This window comes from Pseudomonas sp. IT-P44 (genome assembly GCF_949768225.1).
Lineage (GTDB): Bacteria > Pseudomonadota > Gammaproteobacteria > Pseudomonadales > Pseudomonadaceae > Aquipseudomonas > Aquipseudomonas migulae.
This window is the reverse complement of the sequence record NZ_CATKQM010000019.1, coordinates 1-24,506: the sequence shown is the minus strand read 5'-3', so window position 1 is coordinate 24,506 and position 24,506 is coordinate 1. Positions and strand designations below refer to the sequence as shown.

The following is a 24,506-nucleotide window of genomic DNA, read 5'->3' as shown; positions in this document are numbered from 1 at the left end:
GTGCAAGGCCTCTAACCGAATTTCGAATTACGAGAAGTGAAACCACTACCATGATGCGCAGCCATTATTGCGGCCAACTGAACGAAAGCCTGGAAGGCCAGGAAATTACCCTTTGCGGATGGGTTCACCGTCGCCGTGACCACGGTGGGGTGATTTTCCTCGATATCCGTGATCGTGACGGTCTGGCCCAGGTGGTGTTCGACCCGGACCGCGCTGAAACCTTCGCCGCCGCCGACCGCGTGCGCAGCGAATACGTGGTTAAAGTGACCGGCAAGGTCCGCCTGCGTCCGGCCGGTGCCGGTAACGCCAACATGGCGTCGGGCATGATCGAAGTGCTGGGCTACGAGCTGGAAGTACTGAACGAATCGGAAACCCCGCCGTTCCCGCTCAACGAATACTCCGAAGTGGGCGAAGAAACCCGTCTGCGCTATCGCTTCCTTGACCTGCGTCGCCCGGAAATGGCCGAGAAGCTGCGTCTGCGTTCGCGCATGACCACCAGCATCCGTCGTTACCTCGACGAGAACGGTTTCCTCGACGTCGAGACGCCGATCCTGACCCGTGCCACCCCTGAAGGCGCACGTGACTACCTGGTGCCGAGCCGTACTCACGCCGGCTCGTTCTTTGCCTTGCCGCAATCGCCACAGCTGTTCAAGCAGCTGCTGATGGTGGCCGGCTTCGACCGTTACTACCAGATCGCCAAGTGCTTCCGCGACGAAGACCTGCGTGCCGACCGTCAACCTGAATTCACCCAGATCGACATCGAAACCAGCTTCCTCGATGAAAAAGACATCATGGGCCTCACCGAAGGCATGATCCGCAACCTGTTCAAGGAAGTGCTGGATCTGGAATTCGGTGAATTCCCGCACATGACCTTCGAAGAGGCCATGCGCCGTTACGGTTCCGACAAACCGGACCTGCGTAACCCGCTGGAACTGGTGGACGTTGCCGACCAGCTCAAAGAAGTCGACTTCAAGGTCTTCAGTGGCCCGGCCAACGATCCGAAATGCCGTATCGCTGCCCTGCGTGTTCCTGGCGCAGCGAGCATGCCGCGCAAGCAGATCGACGACTACACCAAGTTCGTCGGCATCTACGGTGCCAAGGGCCTGGCGTACATCAAGGTCAACGAGCGCGCCAAAGGCGTTGAAGGCCTGCAGTCGCCAATCGTCAAGAACATCCCTGAAGCCAACCTCAACGTGATCCTCGATCGCGTTGGCGCAGTGGATGGCGACATCGTGTTCTTCGGTGCCGACAAAGCCAAGATCGTCAGCGAAGCCTTGGGTGCACTGCGGATCAAGGTCGGTAACGACCTGGACCTGCTGACCTGCAAGTGGGCGCCAATGTGGGTCGTCGACTTCCCGATGTTCGAAGAAAACGACGACGGCAGCTTCACTGCCTTGCACCACCCGTTCACCGCGCCGAAATGCACCCCGGAAGAGCTGGAAGCCAACCCAGCGACCGCCTTGTCCCGTGCCTACGACATGGTTCTGAACGGTACCGAGCTGGGTGGCGGTTCGATCCGTATCCACCGCAAGGAAATGCAACAGACGGTATTCCGCCTGCTGGGTATCAATGAAGCGGAACAGGAAGAGAAATTCGGCTTCCTGCTCGACGCCCTGAAATACGGCGCGCCGCCGCACGGTGGTCTGGCCTTCGGTCTGGACCGTCTGGTGATGCTGATGACCGGCGCCCAGTCGATCCGTGAAGTGATCGCCTTCCCGAAAACCCAGAGTGCTGCCGACGTGATGACGCAAGCACCGGGTGTGGTCGATGCCAAGGCATTGCGCGAACTGCACATTCGTCTGCGCGAAACGCCAAAGGCTGAGTAAGGCTGACCCTGAAGGCGCATCCTCATGGGATGCGCCTTTTCTTCAGGTCGAGATTTTTTGTTTGCTGGCCGGCACTCCGTGTGTGGCGGGCAATGTTTCAAAGAGAATTCGGAGCGAGTTATGGCGGGTCATTCCAAGTGGGCGAACATCAAGCACCGCAAAGAACGTCAGGATGCCAAGAAGGGCAAGATTTTCACCAAGTGGATTCGTGAACTGACCGTTGCTGCCCGTCAGGGCGGCAGTGATCCGGGCTCCAACCCGCGTCTGCGACTGGCCCTGGACAAGGCGCTGGGCGCGAACATGAGCCGCGACATCATCGATCGCGCGGTGGCTCGCGGTGCCGGTGCAGCCGACACCGATGACATGGTCGAGTTGACCTACGAAGGCTACGGCCCGGGTGGCGTGGCGGTGATGGTCGAGTGCATGACCGACAACCGCAACCGCACCGCAGCGGCTGTTCGCCATGCGTTCAGCAAGTGCGGCGGTAACCTGGGTACCGACGGTTCCGTGGCTTATCTGTTCGAGCGCAAAGGGCAGATTTCCTTCGCGCCGGGTGTGGATGAAGACGCCTTGATGGAAGCGGCGATGGAAGCCGACGCCGATGACGTGGTCACGAACGAAGACGGCTCCATTGACGTGTTTACCTCGTTCGCCGGTTTCTACTCCGTGCGTAATGCGCTGGAAGCCGCCGGTTTCAAAGGTGATGACGCGGAAATCGTCATGCTGCCGACCACCAGTGCCGAACTGGATCTGGAAGGCGCCGAGAAAGTCCTCAAGCTGATCGACATGCTCGAAGACCTGGATGACGTGCAGAACGTCTATTCCAACGCGGATATCCCCGAGTCGGTGGCCGCACAGCTCGGCTAAGGGCTCACACCATCATGTAGGAGCCGGCTTGCTGGCGATGAGGCCCTCAAGTCTTGCACTGCCTTAAGGCCGTCATCGCCAGCAAGCCGGCTCCTACAGATCGGGTCGCATTCCCGTAATGTGTCATCAGCAGGCCCCACCCTCTTAAGCCGCAGGCGTTATGACTTTAATTCTTGGTATCGACCCCGGTTCGCGCATCACCGGCTATGGCGTGGTACGCGATACCGGGCGTGGCTGCGTGTACGTGGCGTCGGGCTGTATTCGTACCGGTTCCGGCGAGTTGCATGAGCGTTTGCAAATCGTCTATCGCGGCGTGCGTGAAGTCATTCAGACCTACGGCCCGGTGACCATGGGCATCGAAAAGGTGTTCATGGCGCGCAACGCCGATTCCGCGCTGAAACTCGGTCAGGCCCGAGGCGCGGCAATCGTTGCCGGCGCCGAAGAGAATCTGGAAATCGCCGAATACACGGCCACCCAGGTCAAACAGGCAGTAACCGGGACCGGCGCGGCGAATAAAGAGCAGGTGCAAATGATGGTGATGCACATGTTGAAACTCACCAGCAAACCGCAAATCGATGCCTCGGACGCCCTGGCCATTGCCATTTGCCATGCTCACACCCGTTCCAGCCTGTTGCCTCATGGTCTGGGCACGGCACGCAGTCGTGGCGGGCGCCTGCGTCTCTGATAGCATCAGCAGTCATTTTTACGGAATGAGGGTTTTGTGCCTGTGTTGTCGGCGCAACACCCTCGTTCTGTCAGTCGCCAGCCACCAAACTGGCCAACGCTCAAGGATCTGAAACGTGATTGGACGCTTGCGCGGCACACTGGCTGAGAAACAGCCGCCGCACCTGATTCTGGATGTAAACGGTCTGGGGTATGAGCTTGAAGTGCCCATGACGACGCTGTATCGCTTGCCGTCGGTCGGTGAACCGCTGACGTTGCACACCCATTTGGTCGTACGCGAAGACGCGCAGTTACTCTATGGTTTCGCCAGCAAACGTGAGCGAGACTTTTTTCGCGAGTTGATTCGTCTCAATGGTGTAGGGCCGAAATTGGCCCTGGCGTTGATGTCGAGCCTGGAAGTCGATGAACTGGTACGTTGCGTGCAGTCCCAGGACACCTCGGCCCTGACCAAGGTGCCGGGCGTGGGCAAGAAGACCGCCGAGCGTTTGCTGGTGGAACTCAAGGATCGCTTCAAGGCGTGGGAAACTGTGCCGGCGATGTTTGCCCTGGTGCCAAACCAGCCAGGCGGGCCGGATATTGCGCCGGTCGCCACCGCGGAAAATGACGCCGTCAGCGCGCTGATTTCCCTGGGCTACAAGCCGCAGGAAGCCAGCAAGGCGATTTCCGCGATCAAGGAGAAAGGTTTGAGCAGTGAAGACATGATTCGCCGTGCCCTGAAGGGAATGATCTAAGTGATTGAAGCTGATCGTCTGATAGCCGCCACGCCGGGCCCGCGCGACCGCGAGGAAGTCCAGGATCGGGCGATTCGTCCTGTCAGTCTGGCCGAATACATTGGCCAGCCGACCGTTCGCGAGCAAATGGAGCTGTTCATCCAGGCTGCCCGTGGGCGTAACGAATCCCTGGACCACACTTTGATCTTCGGTCCGCCAGGCCTGGGTAAAACCACCCTGGCCAACATCATCGCCCAGGAAATGGGTGTGTCGATCAAAAGCACCTCGGGCCCGGTTCTGGAGCGTCCGGGTGACCTGGCTGCGCTGCTGACCAACCTCGAGCCGCACGACGTGCTGTTTATCGACGAAATCCATCGGTTGTCGCCGATTGTCGAAGAAGTGCTGTACCCGGCCATGGAAGATTTCCAGCTCGACATCATGATCGGCGAAGGTCCGGCTGCCCGTTCGATCAAGCTGGATCTGCCGCCGTTCACGCTGGTGGGGGCGACGACGCGCGCCGGCATGCTGACCAACCCGCTGCGCGACCGCTTCGGCATCGTCCAGCGTCTTGAGTTCTATAGCACCGCCGACCTGGCGACGATTGTCAGTCGTTCGGCGAACATTCTTGGCTTGCCACTGGATCCCGAAGGCGCATTCGAAATCGCCCGCCGGGCTCGTGGCACCCCGCGGATCGCCAACCGACTGTTGCGCCGGGTGCGTGATTTCGCCGAAGTCCGGGCCAAGGGCCACATCACCAAACCGATTGCCGATCTCGCCTTGAATCTGCTGGATGTCGACGAGCGTGGCTTCGATCACCAGGACCGGCGTCTGCTGCTGACCATGATCGAGAAGTTCGACGGTGGACCGGTGGGCGTCGACAGTCTGGCCGCCGCGATCAGCGAAGAACGGCACACCATTGAAGACGTGCTGGAACCGTATCTGATCCAGCAGGGCTACATCATGCGCACGCCTCGGGGGCGGGTGGTCACCCGGCATGCGTACCTGCACTTTGGTTTAAACATTCCGTCACGATTGGGCGAGATGCCCGTGGTAGACGAGTTCCTTGATGCAGTGGACGATTAATTAATCTTTGCGCGCTTATTTTTCGGGCATTGTGCTGTCCCAGGACCGTACTTTCGCGAGAAAGCCGCAGATCAATGAAAAACAGTTGCCTGGCCGGATTGGCAACCTGAGGAGTAAGCACTAGAGTATGCGCGCGCAAAACGGGCTTGAGCCTTTCGCACATCGTTGTCGCGTTTATTACGAGGACACCGATGCGGGCGGCATCGTGTATTACGTTAATTACCTCAAGTTTATGGAACGGGCTCGAACCGAGCGGCTCCGGGAGCTGGGCTTTGCCCAATCCCAGCTGGCAGGGGAGGACCTGTTGTTTGTCGTGCATTCCAGCGAAGCGCGTTACCACGCGCCGGCGCGACTGGACGACGAGCTACTGGTAAGCGCTGAAGTAATCGAATTGAACCGTGTCAGCCTGCGCTTTAAACAGCAGGTCAGGCGAGCCACGGATAATGCGCTGCTCTGTGAAGGGCAGTTTTTGGTGGCCTGTGTGCGCACTGAAAGTTTAAAACCCCGGGCCATTCCCGAAGCTCTACGTGCGGCCTTTGCCGACGTGAGCGGCGCGGGTACACACTCAAAGCAGGAGATAAAGCGTGGAAGCTAACGTCGTCGACCATTCCTCCATGTGGAGCCTGGTCAGCAATGCCAGTATCGTGGTGCAACTGGTAATGCTGATCCTGGTAGCCGCATCGGTGACCTCATGGATCATGATCTTTCAGCGCAGCAACTTGCTGCGCGCCGGTCGACGCGCCCTGGAGAGCTTCGAAGAGCGCTTCTGGTCGGGTATCGACCTGTCCAAACTGTACCGTCAGGCCGGCAGCAACCCGGATCCGGATTCGGGCGTCGAGCAGATCTTCCGTGCCGGCTTCAAGGAATTCTCCCGTCTGCGTCAGCAGCCAGGCGTTGACCCGGAAGCGGTCATGGAAGGCGTGGCCCGCGCCATGCGCGTCGCTATCTCCCGCGAAGAAGAAAAGCTCGAGCAGAGCCTGCCGTTCCTCGCCACTGTCGGTTCCGTCAGCCCTTACATCGGTCTGTTCGGTACGGTCTGGGGCATCATGAACTCCTTCCGTGGCCTGGCAACTGCCCAGCAAGCGACCCTGGCCACTGTGGCTCCAGGTATCGCCGAGGCACTGATTGCAACTGCGATCGGCCTGTTCGCCGCCATCCCTGCCGTTATCGCTTACAACCGTTTTGCCGCTCGCAGCGAAACGCTGATCGGCCGTTACTACACCTTCGCCGATGAATTCCAGGCGATCCTGCACCGCAAAGTGCACACCAGCGAAGAATAAGCAGGTAATTTCCAATGGCTTTAATCGCTCGAGCTCGCAAAAAGCGCAAGCCGGTTGCCGAGATGAACGTAGTGCCTTACATCGACGTGATGCTGGTACTGCTGGTCATCTTCATGGTGACCGCGCCGATGCTCAATCAGGGCGTGAAAGTTGATCTGCCCAAGGTTTCCAGCGAAGCCTTGCCGCAGGACAACAACACCCAGGTCCTGACCATTTCGATCAAGGCTGACAAGACCTACTACTGGAACCTTGGCAGCGAAGTCGACACTGAAAAGCAGCAGGACAGGGCAATGACCTTGCCTCAGATGACTGATGCGGTGACCAAGATCATTCGCGCCGGGACTGAAGGCGGCAAACGTACCCAGGTGTTCATCCGCGGCGACAAAACCGTCGATTACGGTTCCGTCATGGGTGCCATGGGCGGATTGCAGAAGGCCGGGGTCGGTAATGTTGGCTTGATTACCGAGGCACCCTGATGCAGCAAATGCGAGAGCCATCCGCCTCGGAAAGCTACTTCTGGCCTAGTGTCCTGGCGATTGTCTTGCACGTGCTGGTTTTCGGCATGCTGTTCGTCAGTTTTGCCTTCACACCGGAGCTGCCGCCGGCCAAGCCGATTGTCCAGGCGACCCTGTACCAACTGAAGTCGAAAAGCCAGGCGACCACCCAGACCAATCAGAAGATTGCGGGTGAGGCGAAGAAATCCGCCGCGCGCCAGACCGAAGTCGAGCAGATGGAACAGAAGTTGATCGAGCAGGAAGCGATCAAGGCTGCGGAACAAAAGAAGGAAGACGCGGCTCAAAAAGCCGAAGAATCCAAGAAGGCCGACGAGACCAAGAAAGCGGAAGAGGCTAAAAAGGCTGATGAAGCCAAAAAAGCCGATGAAGCGAAGAAGACCGCCGAGGCCAAAAAGGCTGAAGAGAAACAATTGGCTGATATAGCCAAGAAGAAGTCTGAAGAAGAAGCCAAGAAAGCGGCTGAAGAAGAGGCCAAGAAAGCGGCCGCGGAAGAAGCCAAGAAGAAGATCGTCGAAGACGCGAAGAAGAAAGCCGCGGAAGACGCCAAGAAGAAATCTGAAGCTGAAGAGGCGAAGAAGAAAGTCGCCGAAGATGCGAAGAAGAAAGCTGCTGCCGATGCTGCGAAAAAGAAAACGCAGGAAGCGGCACGTAAATCCGCCGAAGAGAAAAAGGCTCAGGCCCTGGCAGATTTGCTTTCCGACACGCCTCAGCGTCAGCAGGCCTTGGCGGATGAGCAGGGTGACGAAGTCGCCGGCAGTTTCGATGACCTGATTCGTGCTCGTGCAGCGGAAGGCTGGGCTCGTCCACCTTCGGCACGCAAAGGCATGACGGTCGTGTTGCAAATCGGCATGTTGCCGGACGGTACGGTGACTTCGGTCAGCGTGTCCAAGTCCAGTGGTGACGGTCCGTTTGACGCGTCGGCAGTTGCTGCGGTCAAGAATATTGGACGTTTGACAGAAATGCAGGGAATGAAGCCGAGTGATTTCGCTCCGTATCGTTCATTCAAGATGACATTCACACCTGAGGATCTAGCCTTGTGAGAAACCTTCTTCGAGGAATGCTTGTCGTGATCTGCTGCCTGGCAGGGATTGCGACGGCAGATGAAAAAAACATTCTGGTCACCAGCGGCAGCGATCGGGCTACTCCGATCGCCGTCGTACCGTTTGGCAACCAGGGCGGCAGCGTGTTGCCGGACGACATGGCCGAAATCATCGGTAACGACCTGCGCAATTCGGGTTACTACTCGCCGATTCCAAAGCAGAACATGATCAGCCAGCCGAGCCAGGCCAGCGAAATCATCTTCCGTGACTTCAAGGCGCTCGGCGCCCAGTACGTCATGGTCGGCAGCATTGCTCCGGCGGGCGGTCGCCTGCAGGTTCAATACGCTCTGTTCAACGTCGCCACCGAACAACAAGTGCTGACCGGCAGCGTGTCGGGCAGCGTTGATCAACTGCGTGACATGTCGCACTACATCGCGGACCAGTCGTTCGAAAAACTCACCGGTATCAAAGGTGCGTTCTCGACACGTCTGCTGTACGTGACTGCAGAGCGTTTCTCCGAGAAGAACACGCGCTACACGCTGCAACGTTCTGACTATGACGGTGCCCGCGCCGTGACCCTGCTGCAATCGCGCGAGCCGATCCTGTCGCCGCGTTTTGCACCGGATGGCAAGCGCATCGCTTATGTGTCGTTCGAGCAGAAGCGTCCGCGCATCTTCATGCAGAACATCGATACCGGTCGCCGTGAGCAGATCACCAACTTCGAAGGCCTGAATGGCGCACCAGCCTGGTCGCCGGATGGCAATCGCCTGGCGTTGGTTCTGTCGAAAGACGGTAACCCGGATATCTATGTGATGAACCTGGGTTCGCGTCAGCTGACCCGTGTCACCAACGGTCCTGGCATCAACACCGAACCGTTCTGGGGCAAGGATGGTAATACCCTTTACTTCACCTCCGACCGTGGCGGCAAGCCACAAATCTACAAAACCAGCGCCAGTGGCGGTGGTGCGGAGCGTGTGACTTTCATCGGCAACTACAACGCCAACCCGAAGCTTTCGGCTGATGAAAAGACCCTGGTGATGATTCACCGCCAGGATGGCTTCACTAATTTCAAGGTGGCGGCCCAGGATTTGCAGCGCGGAAGCGTAAAAATCCTCACTGATAGCACTCTGGACGAGTCGCCTACTGTTGCGCCCAACGGCACCATGGTAATCTACGCCACCCGCCAGCAGGGCCGGGGAGTCTTGATGCTCGTGTCCATTAATGGACGCGTAAGGCTCCCGCTTCCTACCGCACAAGGCGAAGTCAGAGAACCTTCCTGGTCCCCTTACCTGAACTGACGCGGCGCTACACGTTGTACTTAACACACTGGGGTTCATTAGGAGTTTCACGATGGAAATGCTGAAGTTTGGTAAATTTGCTGCGCTGGCTCTGGCCATGGCTGTAGCTGTAGGTTGCTCGTCCAAAGGCGGCGACAACGCCGGTGAAGGCGCTGTTGATCCAAACGCTGGTTACGGCGCTAACACTGGTGCCGTTGATGGCTCCCTGAGCGAAGAAGCTGCTCTGCGCGCAATCACCACCTTCTACTTCGAATACGATAGCTCGGACCTGAAGCCAGAAGCCATGCGCGCTCTGGACGTTCACGCCAAAGACCTGAAAGCAAACGGCGCTCGCGTTGTTCTGGAAGGCAACACCGACGAACGTGGTACTCGTGAGTACAACCTGGCACTGGGCGAGCGTCGTGCGAAAGCCGTTCAACGCTACCTGGTACTGCAAGGTGTTTCCCCAGCTCAGCTGGAACTGGTTTCCTACGGCGAAGAGCGTCCAGTTGCTACCGGCAACGACGAGCAGTCCTGGGCTCAAAACCGTCGCGTCGAACTGCGTAAGTAATTCGTCATGCGAACGTGCCGTCGTGCTGTAACTGTTTTGGCTCTCAGCCTCGCACCGCTTGCGGTGTGGGCTGCGGTTCCTGTGGTCGATAATGACTCCGGCTATAACAATAGCGGGAGTAGTTATCCGCCTGCGGGTTACGGTACGAACGGCGCCTATGCCGGGGGAGGGGTTTCGGCCCCTGTCTCGGCACAGGGCGAGCTGTTCAACCAACTGCAATCGATGCAGGAGCAGATCTCGCGCCAACAAGGTGTGATTGAAGTTCTGCAAAATGATGTAGCGCGCATGAAGCAGGAAAACCTGGAGCGATACCAGGATCTTGATCGGCGCATAGGAACCGGCGTTGCACCAGCCGCGACTCCTGAGAATTCTTCTACCGGTGGCGATCTGAATGCCCCCGGCGCAGCAGCGGGTGCAGGGGCGGCAGCCGCTCAGGCTCCTGCCGCGGGTAGCGAACCGGCGGATCCAGCGAAGGAAAAACTGTATTACGATGCAGCCTTCGACTTGATCAAGGCCAAGGATTTCGACAAAGCCAGTCAGGCTTTCTCCGCTTTCCTGCGCAAATACCCGAACAGCCAATACGCGGGCAACGCCCAGTACTGGTTGGGCGAAGTGAACCTGGCCAAAGGCGATCTGCAAGGTGCAGGTCAGGCATTTGCCAAGGTTTCGCAGCTGTACCCAAAGCACAACAAAGTGCCTGATTCGCTGTACAAGCTGGCTGATGTAGAACGCCGCCTCGGTCATCCCGACAAGGTAAAAGGCATTCTGCAGCAGGTCGTGTCCCAATATCCGGGCACTTCCGCCGCTCAGCTGGCCCAACGCGATCTGCAACGCATGTAAGCCTGCTTGACCCATTTCGAAGAAACCCGCGCTTGTCGCGGGTTTTTTCGTTAGAATTCACGCCCTCTTTATGAAATACGCTTTTTGGGGCCTGCGCGTTGGCGAGGTTCCTTGAAGTGCTGACGGAGGCGGACAGCCTGTTTAGCTGTTACGCCCGTGGCGACTATGCAAGACACATTGAGAATCACCGAAGTTTTCTACTCGTTGCAGGGGGAAACGCGGACTGCCGGGCTGCCCACAGTATTTGTGCGCCTGACCGGTTGCCCATTGCGTTGCCAATACTGCGACAGCGCCTATGCGTTCACTGGCGGTACTGTCCGAACGCTCGACGACATCCTCGAGCAAGTGGCCGGTTTCCGCCCGCGTTATGTGTGTGTCACCGGCGGAGAGCCGCTGGCGCAACCCAATGCCATCCCATTGCTCAAGCAGTTGTGCGACGCCGGTTACGAAGTGTCACTGGAAACCAGTGGTGCGCTTGATATCTCGGCGGTAGATTCACGCGTGAGTCGCGTTGTCGACCTGAAAACCCCGGGTTCGAAGGAAGCGCATCGCAACCGCTATGAGAACATCGAGCTGCTCACCCCCAACGACCAGGTGAAGTTTGTCATCTGCTCGCGGGAAGACTACGACTGGGCCGTGTCGAAGCTGATTCAGTACGGTCTGGATCGCCGAGCCGGTGAAGTGCTGTTCTCGCCAAGCCACCATGACCTGAATGCTCGGGATCTGGCTGACTGGGTGGTGGCGGACAACCTGCCAGTACGTCTGCAACTGCAGCTGCATAAATATCTTTGGAATGACGAGCCGGGGCGCTGATATGACTGAACAAACGAATACTGCTGAAAAACGTGCGGTCATCCTGCTGTCCGGCGGTCTCGACTCGGCGACGGTCGTGGCCATGGCTCGCGCTGAAGGCTACAGCTGCTACACGATGAGCTTCGATTACGGTCAACGGTCTCACGCTGAATTACACGCCGCTGAACGTGTTGCCCGGGACTTGGGTGTGGTCGAGCACAAGGTCATCGGTTTGAACCTGAACGGCATTGGTGGCTCGGCACTGACCGACAGCAGCATTGATGTGCCGGAAGAGGCAGGCGAGGGCATTCCGGTGACTTACGTGCCTGCTCGCAATACCGTGTTTCTGTCCCTGGCGCTAGGTTGGGCCGAAGTGCTCGGGGCGCGCGACATCTTCATTGGCGTTAACGCTGTCGATTACTCCGGCTATCCGGATTGCCGTCCTGAGTTCATCGAGTCCTTCGAGCGCATGGCCAATCTGGCGACCAAGGCCGGTGTCGAAGGCAATGGCTTCCGCATTCAGGCGCCCCTGCAAAACCTGAGCAAGGCGCAGATCGTCCAGGCGGGCGTGAAGCTCGGCGTCGACTACGGTCTGACCGTTTCCTGCTATCAGGCGGACGATAAAGGCTACGCGTGCGGCAAATGCGACAGCTGCCGACTGCGTGCGGAAGGCTTCGCAGCCGCCGGAATCAGCGATCCAACACCTTATTTTTGATTTATTTCAAATTAGGTGTTGAATAGTCCTTAAAAATCAGTATTATACGCGCCACCACACAGCGGGTCGTTAGCTCAGTTGGTAGAGCAGTTGGCTTTTAACCAATTGGTCGTAGGTTCGAATCCCACACGACCCACCATTTTTGTAGCAGTTTTAAAAGTCTGGAAGGCCCACGAAAGTGAGGATTTCCGGATTTTTTTTTGCCTGGAAGAAAGTGCGCGGCGCGGACGGAGCGGTGGTGTATGGCTTTCGTAGGCGTGTGACTTCGTAAGGGCCATGGCAGGCGCCATTTTCGACATGGATGTTCAGAATGACAGGCTCATCTGACATACTGTGACAAAGTGGAATTGGCAGAGACATAAAGAGATGAAAGCCCGGATCGGGGCTCTCCTTCTGCCGTCCAGGCAATAGGGTTTCAACTTTTTCTCACCGTGGTTTTCATTGAAACTCCGAAAACCTAATGAGCCAAGGCCAAAACTTACCCAGTCGGAGCAGGCATGAGCACTGAAAAAATACTCTTCAATCGTCCATACATGACGGGTAAAGAGCTGTACTACATCGCAGAAGCCAAGTTTGGGAATATGCTGGCGGGTGATGGCTCCTTCACCAAGCGTTGTCATCAATGGATTGAACAAAGCACGGGCTGTAATACCGCGCTCCTCACTCATTCGTGCACCGCCGCACTTGAAATGGCTGCATTGTTGCTGGATATACAGCCTGGCGATGAAGTGATCTTGCCGTCCTATACGTTCGTTTCAACCGCCAATGCCTTTGTACTGCGCGGTGCGATCCCTGTATTTGTGGATATTCGTAAAGATACATTGAATCTGGATGAGAAGCTGATTGAAGCAGCCATTACTCCCCGGACCAAAGCTATTGTTCCTGTTCATTATGCGGGCGTGTCCTGTGAGATGGATACGATCATGCATATTGCTCGTAAGCATGGTCTCAAAGTAGTGGAGGATGCTGCCCAGGGTGTAATGTCCAGCTATAAGGGGCGTGCACTTGGGAGTATTGGTGATCTCGGTGCATTCAGCTTTCACGAAACAAAGAATGTGATTTCGGGTGAGGGCGGTGCGCTTTTAGTTAACGAACCACAGCTTTCGTTGCGCGCTGAAATTATTCGTGAGAAAGGCACTGATCGCAGTCGCTTCTTTCGTGGGCTGGTAGATAAATATACCTGGCAGGAAGTAGGTTCTTCATTTTTGCCAGGAGAGTTGATTGCCGCATTTCTTTGGGCTCAACTGGAAGAGGCCAAAAGTATCACCGATCGACGATTGGCAGTCTGGGACTACTATCATGCTGCCCTTGCTCCTTTAGAGCAAAAGGGCTTGTTGCGTCGTCCAATTGTGCCGGAAGACTGTCAGCACAATGCGCATATGTACTACGTGTTGCTGGCACCAGGTGTTGATCGGCAGGCTGTCCTGGAAGCGTTGAAGCAAAACGATATATCCGCAGTATTCCATTATGTTCCTCTTCATTCGTCACCAGGCGGCCTGCGCTACGGACGAGTTCATGGTTCCATGGACAATACGGATGCACTTTCAGAGTCTTTATTGCGACTACCTCTTTGGGTCGGCTTGGCACCAGAGCAGCAAGATAAAGTCGTGGACGTCTTGGCGCGGGCTATTAGTTAATCTACGTGTTTTGTGAAGAGTTGCAGTGAGATTCAATGGCGAACAGGGTGCCATTCGTGGCATCCGTGCCTATGGTGCGTGAGGTTGATATCTCCGGAACAGGCATATTGAAGTTCGTTTTCATAACAGAGATTTAGACATTATGTTTTTTGCGGTGCTAAAGCAGGTATCTGAAAGAATTTCGGCCAGTTTGGCTCTGAAGATAGTTTTTGTGGTGCTGGCATATTTGTCTTACGCCTTTCCCATGATTTACGCCTACTTTGAATCTGTCAATTTCATCTATGTAAACGCCTGGGATGAGGAGACTTATCTAAGCTATCAAGGCGCATTGGGTTCTTTGACAGTGCCTGGGTATTGGGCATCCGGGGCGATCGTTTATACCCTACAAAATCTGGGGTTGAGTGGGGGAGAAATCAATATTCTGTTTGATTGTCTCTTGACGCCAGCCACATTTTTCTTGCTTGTATTTATTCTTCGTCGGTTGAATGTCAACTATGGGCGGGCATTGATATACGCAGCGATAGTTTTGTTTTCTCCCATTATTTTTAATTTCGGTAATCCGCTTATAGCGCATCTGACCAGGGATTATGGTGTATTCGGTTACGGCTGGGAATATTACCAATCGGCGTTGAGAACGCCGGAGCCACAGTTGTCATATTTTTTTGTTGTGTTGGCGGTTTCGGCTTTTTTAAAAACCGGGCGCTTGCTTTGTTTGTTTGTGTTGTTGCCGTTGTTATATTTTTATGTGGGGGTACCTTATGCGTACTTCCTCGTCTGTGGTTTTATCTTGCTGCATTCATGGTTCTTTAATAAGAGCCTGAGCTATTTGCGAATAGGTATCGCCTGCGTGGCGTCTTATTTGGCTATGTCTTTCGGTTTTATGTTTTTTGATTTTCTGTTTTTGTCAAAAGATCCATTTATTTCCGCGATGTCGGATGGTTATATAAAAAGCCATGTGCCGATGTTGCCAGTTTCCGGCCTTGTAGCGCTTGGTTTTTTCTTGGTTCAGTTTGCTCTTTCCCGTCGATACGCTATAAAAGACACTTGGCATGTATATAGCCAGTTTTTTATTGCTCTTTCGTTGTTCCTTGTTTGTAATGTGCACGTTGTCTCTGGGGTTATGCTGTCGTACAAGAATTATATTGATTACTCCACCAGTCTTGTGGCTGGGGTGGCAATAATTATTTTTCTTGATTTTCTAAGGTGTCATGCGATCAAAGGTGCGAGGCTTGCTTGTTTTGCTGTCGCCTCGATTATTTTATATCTTACGTTCAAGGCTTATGGGTTCAACTTCAGTGAGCTGGAGTACACGTATTTCCGTGGTTTGCAGTTCAAATCGGTTGAGGAATATAAGGCGGCCTCAGGCGATCCGATGTCGATCGTTATTCAAGACAGTGATTTGTCTGCCAAGCTGCCTTACTCGGTTTCGATGATGGCGGTGCCACTATTCTCCTATCAGTACAACTTTCCTTTGGTTGCTAACGGATGCCGTGCTGTTCTTGAACGAATGGAAACAGTTGCCGATACTTTGAAGAGCCGTTCACAAGGCGATTCATCGTTGAAAGTTGACTATTTTGACGCTTCGATCAAAGCGTTTTCGGGACAGAAGTATGTGCCGCTTGAAAAGCAAAGGGATTTCCCCGCAAACGTGATTTGCAAAAAACTGCCCATGGATGGGGATGTCAAAGTGCTAGATGCTCAATTCAAGGATAACGGCTGGATCACCATCAAGTTATTTTGATTCGTGCACCGAAAAGCGGTGGTGGCCGGGTTTTTAATCGTCCGCCACCACTCAATCTGTTAGTACTGGCAGATTTCTCGCTTCAAGAATCATGACCGACAAGGCGTTGTGTATCGGAATCAGCTTGAAATGGTCTTTTGTCTCCAGGGGATATTCTGTAGCCTTGCGCAGCTTCAACGCTGTCCATGCCTGATGAATACTCACTTTCCCGGCGGTACCCCTGAAGGGGCCGGAGCCGGGTGTATACTCGACTTTCGCGCGTAAGCGCTTGCAGGTCTTGCGAACATGACGCAGATTTCCGAACGCCTTCTGGTTCAAGCCCACCTCGACGCCAAGCAGCCCAAGCCGCTGACGGTCGAGGAAGAGGCCTATTATCGCGCTGCCATTGCTGCCGAGCTCAAGGCTCAGGACGCGGTGCTGGTTGCACACTTCTATTGTGATCCGGTTATTCAAGCCCTGGCTGAAGAAACCGGAGGCTGTGTCTCCGACTCGCTGGAGATGGCCCGCTTCGGCAATGCTCACCCGGCCAAGACCGTAGTGGTCGCCGGTGTGAAATTCATGGGCGAAACCGCCAAAATCCTCAACCCTGAAAAACGTGTGCTGATGCCGACCCTGGAAGCGACCTGTTCGCTGGACCTGGGTTGCCCGGTGGACGAGTTCTCGGCGTTCTGTGATCAGCACCCGGAACGTACCGTGGTGGTGTATGCCAACACCTCGGCAGCGGTCAAAGCCCGGGCGGACTGGGTTGTTACATCAAGCTGCGCTCTGGAGATCGTTGAAAGCCTGATGGATAACGGCGAAACGATCATCTGGGGCCCGGACAAGCACCTGGGCACCTACATTCAGCGCCAGACCGGTGCGGACATGTTGCTGTGGGACGGGGCCTGCATCGTTCACGAAGAGTTCAAGTCCAAGCAGCTCGAAGACATGAAAGCGCTGTATCCGGACGCGGCGATTCTGGTGCACCCGGAATCACCGACGTCGGTGATCGAGCTGGCGGACGCTGTCGGTTCCACCAGTCAGTTGATTGCAGCGGCGCAGAGCCTGCCGAACAAGACGCTTATCGTTGCCACCGACCGTGGCATCTTCTACAAGATGCAGCAGTTGTGCCCGGACAAGGTGTTCATCGAGGCGCCAACAGCGGGTAACGGCGCGGCGTGCCGCAGTTGCGCGCACTGCCCGTGGATGGCGATGAATACGCTTGAGCGCACGCTGAAGGCCTTGAAAGAGGGGGCGAACGAGATCTTTGTCGATCCGGCGTTGATCCCTCAGGCGATTCGCCCGTTGAAGCGGATGCTCGACTTCACTCAGGCTGCGCGGATGAAGCTGGCCGGGAACGCCTGATAGCTGTCAGGCAAATTGAAAAACCTGTGGGAGCGAGCCTGCTCGCGATGGCGGAGTGTCAGCAAACATTAATGTCGGCTGACACTCCGTCATCGCGAGCAGGCTCGCTCCCACAATGGTTTTACGCTATCCGATTATTTGGTCTTCTTCGGAATCCGCACCAGCTGGGTGCCCGAATAGATGTCATGCCAGCTACGTTTCTGTTTGTCGAACAACGACCAGATGAATCCAAGGCCGACGCACAGCAAGGATGCGATCGACACGACAAAACGCAGCAGTGCCTGCCACAGGCTGATGGATGAGCCATCGGCGTTCTGCACGCGGATGCACCATACCTGCATGCCCAGCGTCTGCCCGGACCAGGTCCAGAACTTGGCGAAGAAACCGAACAGCACGAACAACAACACCGTCGACAGCAACGGATCACCGTCCAGTGCGCCGGCTTCGGTCAGGGTGCGCATTTTGTCTTCGCCGATGATCGCCATCTGGATCATCTTGTAGAGGCCGCTGGTGACGATCAGCAGGGCAGTGCACAACAGAAAGTCATAGAACATCGCTGCCAGGCGACGGCCCAGGGTCGCGGCGGGAAAGTCGCCCTGAGGGTTGAGCAGGTGTTTCGACATGGCAGGGCTCTCGACGGAAAAAGAAGCCATTTTACGGATTTACGCGCACAAAAAAGCCCCTGATGTCAGCATCAGGGGCTTTTTCGTAACAGAAGGTTAGGCTTCTGCTTGTACTTCGTCAGCCTGCATGCCTTTCTGGCCTTGCACGGCGATGAAGGTCACTTTCTGGCCTTCTTTCAGGCTCTTGAAGCCGTTGCCCTGAATAGCGCGGAAATGCACGAACAGATCCGGACCGCTTTCTGGAGTGATAAAACCAAAACCTTTCTCGTCGTTAAACCACTTGACGGTACCGCTCTGACGTTGGGACATTTCTTATTTCCTTTGACGCAAAAATTAATGACAGTCTCCTTCTCATGAAAGAGTACTGGGGCTGGTTGCAGGAGAGTAAGAAGACGTCGAACGGGATGTAGCTAACTTGTAGGCTACTGCCCAGGTCACGATTCCAAGCGACCCATGCAAACACAGTGAACAAACTCTACGCCAACTACGGGAGAAAAAACAAGCCCTGTGAGAGGCCCGGTTTTACTCAGGTTGCTGGCCATTAGTGTTTCACTAGTTCCGGCTTATTCGATGCGGCGGTTCAATTGTTTTCGATTGTTATAAGCAGCGTTCATAAACGAAAGCTTGCACTGTTTTATGGCGGTTGCGTTACACATTAGTGCACTGTTAACGCAACCGCGTTACTTATAGAAACAGTCAATCAACCACGATAGTAGCGTTGTGCAACGAATGGCATTTTGCTTACAAGCAAAGGCACCTTTTTCCCACGAACAATTGCGAACACAGGTGTGTCGATGGCGATGTATGCGCTGTCGAGGTAACCCATGGCCAAAGGACCGCTCAAGGTCGGACCGAAACCGCCGCTGCAAACGCTACCGATGATCTCGCCTGCTTCGTTGACGATTTCTGCACCCTCGCGCACAGGTGTGCGTTCCTGCGGTAACAGGCCTACGCGCTTGCGGCTGACACCGGCTTGCTGCTGGGCGAACACGGTTTCAGCGCCAGGGAAACCGCCGGCCCGCGCGCCATCGGCACGTCGAGGCTTGGAGATGGCCCACAGCAGGCTCGCTTCAATCGGAGTGGTGTCGGTGTTCATATCGTGGCCGTAGAGGCACAGGCCGGCTTCCAGACGCAGCGAATCACGAGCGCCCAGGCCAATGGCCGCAACTTCCGGTTCGGCCAGCAGGGCGCGGGCCAACGCTTCGGCATTGGCTGCCGGCACGGAGATTTCGAAACCGTCTTCGCCGGTGTAACCCGAGCGGCTGACAAAGCAGTCCACGCCCAGCAACTTCACGCGGGCGAACTGCATGAACGTCATCTTCGCCACTTCCGGCGCCAGGCGCGCGAGCACCGTGACGGCGGCCGGACCTTGCAGGGCCAGCAGTGCGCGCTCTTCGAACAGCGGCTCGATGGTGCATTGGTCGCCGATGTGTTTGCGCAGGTGCGCGAGGTCCTGATCCTTGCAGGCGGCGTTGACCACCAGGAACAGTTCGTCGTTACCGAGGTTGGCGACCATCAGGTCATCGAGGATGCCGCCCGTCTCGTTAGTGAACATGGCGTAGCGCTGCATGCCCACCGGCAGGTCGATAATGTCCACCGGCACCAGGGTTTCCAGGGCCTTGGCGGCATTGGCGCCGGTCAGGCGGATCTGGCCCATGTGCGAAACATCGAACAGCCCGGCCTGATCACGGGTGTGCTGGTGTTCCTTCATGACGCCCAGCGGGTACTGCACCGGCATGTCATAGCCGGCAAACGGCACCATGCGGGCGCCGAGTTCGATGTGCAGTGCGTGCAACGGGGTTTTCAACAGTTGTTCGGTGGACATATCCAGCTCCTGAAAAAGTGTGCAGATGCAGTGAGCGCGCATCAGCACTCGATAATGTTGACCGCCAAACCGCCACGGGCGGTTTCCTTGTATTTGCTTTTCATGTCGGCGCCGGTCTGGCGCATGGTGCGGATGACTTTGTCGAGGGAGACGAAGTGCTGACCGTCGCCACGCAGGGCCATGCGCACGGCATTGATGGCTTTCACCGAACCCATGGCGTTGCGCTCGATGCAAGGCACTTGCACCAGCCCGCCGATCGGGTCGCAGGTCAGGCCGAGGTTGTGTTCCATGCCGATTTCGGCGGCGTTTTCCACTTGCTGCACGGTGCCGCCAAGCACTTCGCACAACGCGCCGGCCGCCATCGAACAGGCCACGCCGACTTCACCCTGACAGCCGACTTCAGCACCGGAGATCGAGGCGTTTTCTTTATAGAGAATGCCGATGGCGGCAGCCGTCAGCAGGAAACGTACGACGCCGTCTTCGTTGGCGCCGGGGATGAAGCGCATGTAGTAGTGCAAAACCGCCGGGACGATGCCCGCCGCGCCGTTGGTCGGCGCGGTGACCACGCGCCCGCCATTGGCGTTTTCTTCGTTGACCGCCAGGGCATACAGGTTGACCCAGTCCAGCACCGACAGCGGATCGCGCAGCGACGATTCGGGGTTCTTGCACAGTTGCCGATGCAGCGCTGCCGCCCGCCGCTTGACCTTCAAACCGCCGGGCAGGATGCCTTCGTTGCGGCAACCAGCGTCGACGCAATCCTGCATCACTTGCCAGATTTTCAGCAGGCCGGCGCGGGTTTCTGCTTCCGGGCGCCAGGCGCTTTCGTTGGTCAGCATCACCTGGCTGATGGACAGACCGTAGGTGGTGCAATGAGTGAGCAGATCCTTTGCGCTTTTGAACGGGAAGGTCAGGGGGGTGGCGTCTTCGACGATACGGTCGGCGCCGGCGGCGTCTTCATCGACGACGAAACCGCCGCCGACCGAGTAGTACTCGCGGCTGCGGATCTGCAGGCCCGCCGCGTCGAATGCGCGGAAGATCATGCCGTTGGGGTGATAGGCCAGCGGTTTGCGGATCATCGCCAGGTGTTCTTTCTCGTTGAACGCAATGCTGTGTTCGCCGAGCAGGTTCAAGCGACCGTTGCCACGAATGTCTTGCAAACGGGCGGCGACGGTTTCGGTGTTCACGGTGTCCGGGTGTTCACCTTCCAGTCCGAGCAGCACAGCCTTGTCGCTGCCGTGGCCCTTGCCCGTGGCGCCGAGCGAGCCGTAGAGCTCGACTTTGACGCAGGTGGTGGCGGCCAGCAGCCCTTCACGGCGCAAACCTTCGACGAAACGCGCAGCAGCGCGCATCGGGCCGACGGTATGGGAGCTGGAGGGGCCGATGCCAATCTTGAACAGGTCGAACACGCTTAACGACATGGTTGTTCTCCGGTTTCTTGTTATGAGGAGCACCGCGACCCCGTAGGAGCGAGGCTTGCCCGCGAAGCTTTTGGCGACCTTGATGGCCTCTTCGCGGGCAAGCCTCGCTCCTACGGGGTTTTGTGGCGTCCTAGTGGGGCGAGAGAATCCGCCCCCTATAGATCAAGCGTAGCTTTCGATCGACGGGCAAGCGCAAACCAGGTTGCGATCACCGAAGACGTTGTCGACGCGACCGACCGGCGGCCAGTATTTGCCTTCGATCAACGACGCGACCGGGTACACCGCTTGCTCACGGCTGTACGGATGGGACCACTCGCCGACCAGTTCCGCCGCAGTGTGCGGGGCGTTTTTCAGCGGGTTGTCGTCCTTGTCCAGGGTGCCGTTTTCCACTGCGCGGATTTCTTCGCGGATGCGGATCATGGCGTCGCAGAAGCGGTCCAGTTCTTCCTTGGATTCGCTTTCGGTCGGCTCGATCATCAGCGTGCCGGCGACCGGGAACGACATGGTCGGGGCGTGGAAGCCGAAGTCGATCAGGCGCTTGGCAACGTCATCGACGCTGATGCCGCTGCTGTCTTTCAACGGACGCAAGTCGAGGATGCATTCGTGCGCAACCAGGCCGTTGCTGCCGGTGTACAGCACTGGATAGTGCTCTTCGAGGCGACGGGAAATGTAGTTGGCATTGAGGATCGCCAGTTGCGAAGCGCGCTTGAGACCCGCGCCACCCATCATTCGAATGTACATCCAGGTGATCGGCAGAATGCTCGCGCTGCCGAACGGTGCCGCGCAGACCGCGCCTTCCTTGCGCTCCATCTGGGCGTGGCCCGGCAGGAACGGGGTCAGGTGCGATTTCACGCCGATCGGGCCGACGCCCGGGCCGCCACCGCCGTGAGGGATGCAGAAGGTTTTGTGCAGGTTCAGGTGGGACACGTCGCCGCCGAACTTGCCCGGCGCGCAGAGGCCGACCATCGCGTTCATGTTGGCGCCGTCGATGTACACCTGGCCGCCGTTGTCATGAATGATGCCGCAGATTTCGCGGATGCCTTCTTCGAACACGCCGTGGGTCGACGGGTAAGTGATCATCAGCGCCGCGAGGTGTTCGCGGTGCTCGATGGCCTTGGCGCGCAGGTCTTCGATGTCGACGTTGCCACGGGCGTCGCAGGCGGTCACGACCACGCGCATGCCAGCCATGTTGGCGGTAGCCGGGTTGGTGCCGTGGGCGGACGACGGGATCAGGCAGATGTCGCGACGGTCTTCGCCACGGCTCTGGTGGTAAGCACGAATGGCCAGCAGACCGGCGTATTCACCTTGCGAACCGGCGTTCGGTTGCAGCGAGATCGAGTCGTAACCGGTGGCGGCGCAGAGCATCGCTTCCAGTTCGTCGGTCAGTTGCTGGTAACCGGCGCTTTGTTCGGCTGGGGCGAACGGGTGCAGGGCACCGAACTCAGCCCAGGTCACCGGGATCATTTCGCTGGCAGCGTTGAGTTTCATGGTGCACGAACCCAGCGGGATCATGGTGCGATCCAGGGCCAGGTCCTTGTCGGCGAGCTTGCGCAGGTAGCGCATCAGCTCGGTTTCCGAGTGATAACGGTTGAACACCGGGTGGCTGAGGATCGGCGATTGGCGAACCAGTGCAGCCGGGATCGCGCTGACCACTGCCGCTGCGATGGCAGCGAAGTCCGGTAGTGCTTTGCCGTCGGCGAACAAGGCCCACAGGGTTTCGACGTCAGCTTGCGAACTGGTTTCGTCGAGGGACAGGCCCAGACGCTCGCCATCGACTACGCGCAGGTTGATCTGCTGCGCACGCGCCTTGTCATGCAGTTTGGCGGTGTTGGCGCCGGTGTTCAGGGTCAGGGTGTCGAAGAAGCTGGCTTGCTCGACGGTCAGGCCCAGTGCGCTCAAGCCCTTGGCGAGGATCGCGGTCAGGTGATGAATGCGGTTGGCAATCTGCGTCAGGCCTTTCGGGCCGTGATACACGGCGTACATGCTGGCGATGTTGGCCAGCAGAACCTGCGCGGTGCAGATGTTGCTGGTGGCTTTCTCGCGACGGATGTGTTGCTCGCGGGTCTGCATGGCCAGGCGCAGGGCCGGTTTGCCGAAACGGTCCACGGAGACACCGACCAGACGGCCCGGCATGTCGCGCTTGAACGCATCTTTGGTAGAGAAGTAAGCCGCGTGCGGGCCACCGAAGCCCAGCGGCACGCCGAAGCGTTGTGCGCTGCCGATGGCCACGTCGGCACCGAACTCGCCCGGCGGGGTCAGCACGGTCAGGGCCAACAGGTCGGCAGCGACGGCAACCAGTGCGTTGGCGGCGTGGAAGCGCTCGGTCAGTGCGCGGTAGTCGAAGACGTCACCGTTGCTGGCCGGGTATTGCAGCAGGGCGCCGAAAAACGGCGTCACGTCAGTCAGTTCAAGCTCGTCGCCGACAACAACGTCGATGCCCAATGGCTCTGCACGGGTGCGCAGCACGTCGAGGGTTTGCGGGTGGCAATGCACGGAGGCGAAGAACGCGTGGCTGCCTTTGTTCTTGCTCAGGCGCTTGCAGAAGGTCATGGCTTCGGCGGCGGCAGTGGCTTCGTCGAGCAGCGAGGCGTTGGCGATCGGCAAACCGGTCAGGTCGCTGATCAGGGTCTGGAAGTTCAACAGCGCTTCGAGACGGCCCTGGGAGATTTCTGGCTGGTACGGGGTGTAGGCGGTGTACCAGGCCGGGTTTTCCAGCAGGTTGCGCAGGATCGGCGACGGTGTGTGGGTGCCGTAGTAGCCCTGGCCGATGTAAGTCTTGAACAGCTGGTTCTTGGCAGCGATGCCTTTGATCAACGCCAGGGCGTCGGCTTCGCTCAGGCCGTCTTCGAGGCCGAGCACGCTGGTGCCTTTGATGCTGTCCGGAATGACGCTGGCGCTCAGGGCTTCCAGCGAGTCGAAACCGAGGCTGTTGAGCATCGCTTGCTCATCGCCGGAACGCGGGCCGATGTGGCGCGCGATGAATTCGTTGGCAGTGCTCAGATTGATTTGAGTCATGTGCGTGCTCCTCAGGCTTCGGCGTTGGCTTTGATCAGACGGTCGTAGGCGTCCTGATCCAGCAGTTTGGCGACAGCCGAGGCGTCAGTTGGCTGGAAGCGGAAGAACCAGCCTTCGCCCAGCGGATCTTCGTTGACCAGTTCCGGGCTGCTGTCCAGCGCCGGGTTTACTTCAAGCACTTCACCGTCGAGTGGCATGTACACGCCGCTGGCGGCTTTTACCGATTCCACGGTGGCGGCTTCTGCGCCTTTGTCGTAGGACTGCAGCTCAGGCAGTTGTACGAAAACCACGTCGCCCAGGGCGTTCTGCGCGAAAGCGGTGATGCCGACGGTGACGGAGCCATCAGCTTCGGTACGCAGCCATTCGTGATCTTCAGTAAAACGCAATTCGCTCATGGAAACTCCTAAGGGGGCCAGACTCGTCTGGTGGACGCGATTGAATGCTTGGGCGTAAGCCCTGATTTATGAGTGGTTACTAAGCAATTTCGCGGCCAATTTAATTTTATTGTTATAAATCAACTGGTTAGGAGTTTGTTTGGGAGATGGTTTTTTGATCGGTGTAGCGAAATCGCTACAGTCGAATGCGAACAAAAAAGTATAGGTGGATCAAAGCCTTGTGCAGTGGTGATCCGAAGAGGGTGTATCGATATCGTTCCGCTGTAGCGCTTTCAGTACAGATGGAGGTCGTTTTCAGACGCTATTCC

Annotated in this window: 23 protein-coding genes and 1 tRNA gene; 18 read left to right on the top strand and 6 right to left on the bottom strand. The window is 57.2% G+C overall.

What is annotated here, in order from left to right:
- Window positions 1-50 precede the first annotated feature (50 nt).
- The 18 genes from aspS (at window position 51) to nadA (ending at window position 16,922) form a co-directional block, all read left to right on the top strand.
- Window positions 51-1,826: an aspartate--tRNA ligase gene (gene aspS / locus ACM6IO_RS11645; protein ID WP_008029229.1), complete on the top strand. Its 1,776-nt coding sequence runs from the start codon at window positions 51-53 to the stop codon at window positions 1,824-1,826.
- 120 nt (window positions 1,827-1,946) lie between these two features.
- Window positions 1,947-2,693: a YebC/PmpR family DNA-binding transcriptional regulator gene (locus ACM6IO_RS11640; protein ID WP_008043322.1), complete on the top strand. Its 747-nt coding sequence runs from the start codon at window positions 1,947-1,949 to the stop codon at window positions 2,691-2,693.
- Between the two features lie 160 nt (window positions 2,694-2,853).
- Window positions 2,854-3,378 (top strand): crossover junction endodeoxyribonuclease RuvC, encoded by a 525-nt coding sequence (ruvC, locus tag ACM6IO_RS11635; RefSeq protein ID WP_019693260.1) that lies wholly within the window; start codon window positions 2,854-2,856, stop codon window positions 3,376-3,378.
- A gap of 115 nt (window positions 3,379-3,493) precedes the next feature.
- Window positions 3,494-4,108: a Holliday junction branch migration protein RuvA gene (gene ruvA, locus ACM6IO_RS11630; RefSeq protein ID WP_008027783.1), complete on the top strand. Its 615-nt coding sequence runs from the start codon at window positions 3,494-3,496 to the stop codon at window positions 4,106-4,108.
- Entirely contained in the window at window positions 4,109-5,170 is a 1,062-nt protein-coding gene (gene ruvB, locus ACM6IO_RS11625; protein WP_008027785.1) for a Holliday junction branch migration DNA helicase RuvB, read from the top strand. It begins immediately after the preceding gene.
- Between the two features lie 127 nt (window positions 5,171-5,297).
- Complete coding sequence (ybgC, locus tag ACM6IO_RS11620; protein ID WP_008027788.1) at window positions 5,298-5,765, top strand: tol-pal system-associated acyl-CoA thioesterase; 468 nt, start codon at window positions 5,298-5,300, stop codon at window positions 5,763-5,765.
- Window positions 5,755-6,450 carry a protein TolQ gene (tolQ, locus tag ACM6IO_RS11615; RefSeq protein ID WP_008027789.1) on the top strand — a complete coding sequence of 232 codons (696 nt, stop codon included), beginning with the start codon at window positions 5,755-5,757 and terminating at the stop codon, window positions 6,448-6,450. Before ybgC ends, tolQ begins: the two co-directional genes overlap by 11 nt.
- Before the next feature lie 23 nt (window positions 6,451-6,473).
- Entirely contained in the window at window positions 6,474-6,926 is a 453-nt protein-coding gene (tolR, locus tag ACM6IO_RS11610) for a protein TolR (protein WP_161806672.1), read from the top strand.
- A complete protein-coding gene (gene tolA / locus ACM6IO_RS11605; protein ID WP_008027791.1) occupies window positions 6,926-8,005 on the top strand; it encodes a cell envelope integrity protein TolA in 1,080 nt (359 codons plus the stop codon). The genes tolR and tolA overlap by 1 nt, the downstream gene beginning before the upstream one ends.
- Window positions 8,002-9,303, top strand: a complete 1,302-nt coding sequence (gene tolB / locus ACM6IO_RS11600) for a Tol-Pal system beta propeller repeat protein TolB (protein WP_032832453.1) — start codon at window positions 8,002-8,004, stop codon at window positions 9,301-9,303. Before tolA ends, tolB begins: the two co-directional genes overlap by 4 nt.
- 52 nt (window positions 9,304-9,355) lie before the next feature.
- Entirely contained in the window at window positions 9,356-9,853 is a 498-nt protein-coding gene (gene pal / locus ACM6IO_RS11595; RefSeq protein ID WP_008027793.1) for a peptidoglycan-associated lipoprotein Pal, read from the top strand.
- 6 nt (window positions 9,854-9,859) lie between these two features.
- On the top strand, window positions 9,860-10,693 hold the full coding sequence (gene ybgF, locus ACM6IO_RS11590) for a tol-pal system protein YbgF (RefSeq protein ID WP_008038675.1): 834 nt from the start codon (window positions 9,860-9,862) through the stop codon (window positions 10,691-10,693).
- A gap of 165 nt (window positions 10,694-10,858) precedes the next feature.
- On the top strand, window positions 10,859-11,506 hold the full coding sequence (gene queE / locus ACM6IO_RS11585) for a 7-carboxy-7-deazaguanine synthase QueE (protein ID WP_192229105.1): 648 nt from the start codon (window positions 10,859-10,861) through the stop codon (window positions 11,504-11,506).
- A 1-nt stretch (window position 11,507) separates the two neighbouring features.
- A complete protein-coding gene (gene queC / locus ACM6IO_RS11580; RefSeq protein WP_008038671.1) occupies window positions 11,508-12,200 on the top strand; it encodes a 7-cyano-7-deazaguanine synthase QueC in 693 nt (230 codons plus the stop codon).
- A gap of 63 nt (window positions 12,201-12,263) precedes the next feature.
- Window positions 12,264-12,339, top strand: a tRNA-Lys gene (locus ACM6IO_RS11575).
- Window positions 12,340-12,697: 358 nt separating this feature from the next.
- Complete coding sequence (gene rffA / locus ACM6IO_RS11570) at window positions 12,698-13,837, top strand: dTDP-4-amino-4,6-dideoxygalactose transaminase (RefSeq protein WP_008038669.1); 1,140 nt, start codon at window positions 12,698-12,700, stop codon at window positions 13,835-13,837.
- A gap of 142 nt (window positions 13,838-13,979) precedes the next feature.
- Window positions 13,980-15,578 carry a hypothetical protein gene (locus ACM6IO_RS11565; RefSeq protein WP_414911490.1) on the top strand — a complete coding sequence of 533 codons (1,599 nt, stop codon included), beginning with the start codon at window positions 13,980-13,982 and terminating at the stop codon, window positions 15,576-15,578.
- A 285-nt stretch (window positions 15,579-15,863) separates the two neighbouring features.
- Entirely contained in the window at window positions 15,864-16,922 is a 1,059-nt protein-coding gene (gene nadA, locus ACM6IO_RS11560) for a quinolinate synthase NadA (RefSeq protein ID WP_008027802.1), read from the top strand.
- A gap of 134 nt (window positions 16,923-17,056) precedes the next feature.
- Here nadA and ACM6IO_RS11555 read toward each other — a convergent pair whose 3' ends face one another.
- From ACM6IO_RS11555 to gcvH, 6 genes are all read right to left on the bottom strand, one after another.
- Window positions 17,057-17,545, bottom strand: a complete 489-nt coding sequence (locus ACM6IO_RS11555; RefSeq protein ID WP_008038661.1) for an RDD family protein — start codon at window positions 17,543-17,545, stop codon at window positions 17,057-17,059.
- Between the two features lie 96 nt (window positions 17,546-17,641).
- Window positions 17,642-17,854, bottom strand: coding sequence for a cold-shock protein (locus ACM6IO_RS11550; RefSeq protein WP_007977299.1), 213 nt, complete (start codon window positions 17,852-17,854; stop codon window positions 17,642-17,644).
- Between the two features lie 391 nt (window positions 17,855-18,245).
- Complete coding sequence (gene gcvT / locus ACM6IO_RS11545; RefSeq protein WP_008038659.1) at window positions 18,246-19,370, bottom strand: glycine cleavage system aminomethyltransferase GcvT; 1,125 nt, start codon at window positions 19,368-19,370, stop codon at window positions 18,246-18,248.
- 41 nt (window positions 19,371-19,411) lie between these two features.
- Window positions 19,412-20,788, bottom strand: coding sequence for an L-serine ammonia-lyase (locus ACM6IO_RS11540; RefSeq protein WP_008038656.1), 1,377 nt, complete (start codon window positions 20,786-20,788; stop codon window positions 19,412-19,414).
- 162 nt (window positions 20,789-20,950) lie between these two features.
- Window positions 20,951-23,803, bottom strand: coding sequence for an aminomethyl-transferring glycine dehydrogenase (gene gcvP, locus ACM6IO_RS11535; protein ID WP_414911489.1), 2,853 nt, complete (start codon window positions 23,801-23,803; stop codon window positions 20,951-20,953).
- An 11-nt stretch (window positions 23,804-23,814) separates the two neighbouring features.
- Window positions 23,815-24,198, bottom strand: coding sequence for a glycine cleavage system protein GcvH (gene gcvH / locus ACM6IO_RS11530; RefSeq protein WP_008027813.1), 384 nt, complete (start codon window positions 24,196-24,198; stop codon window positions 23,815-23,817).
- Window positions 24,199-24,506 lie beyond the last annotated feature (308 nt).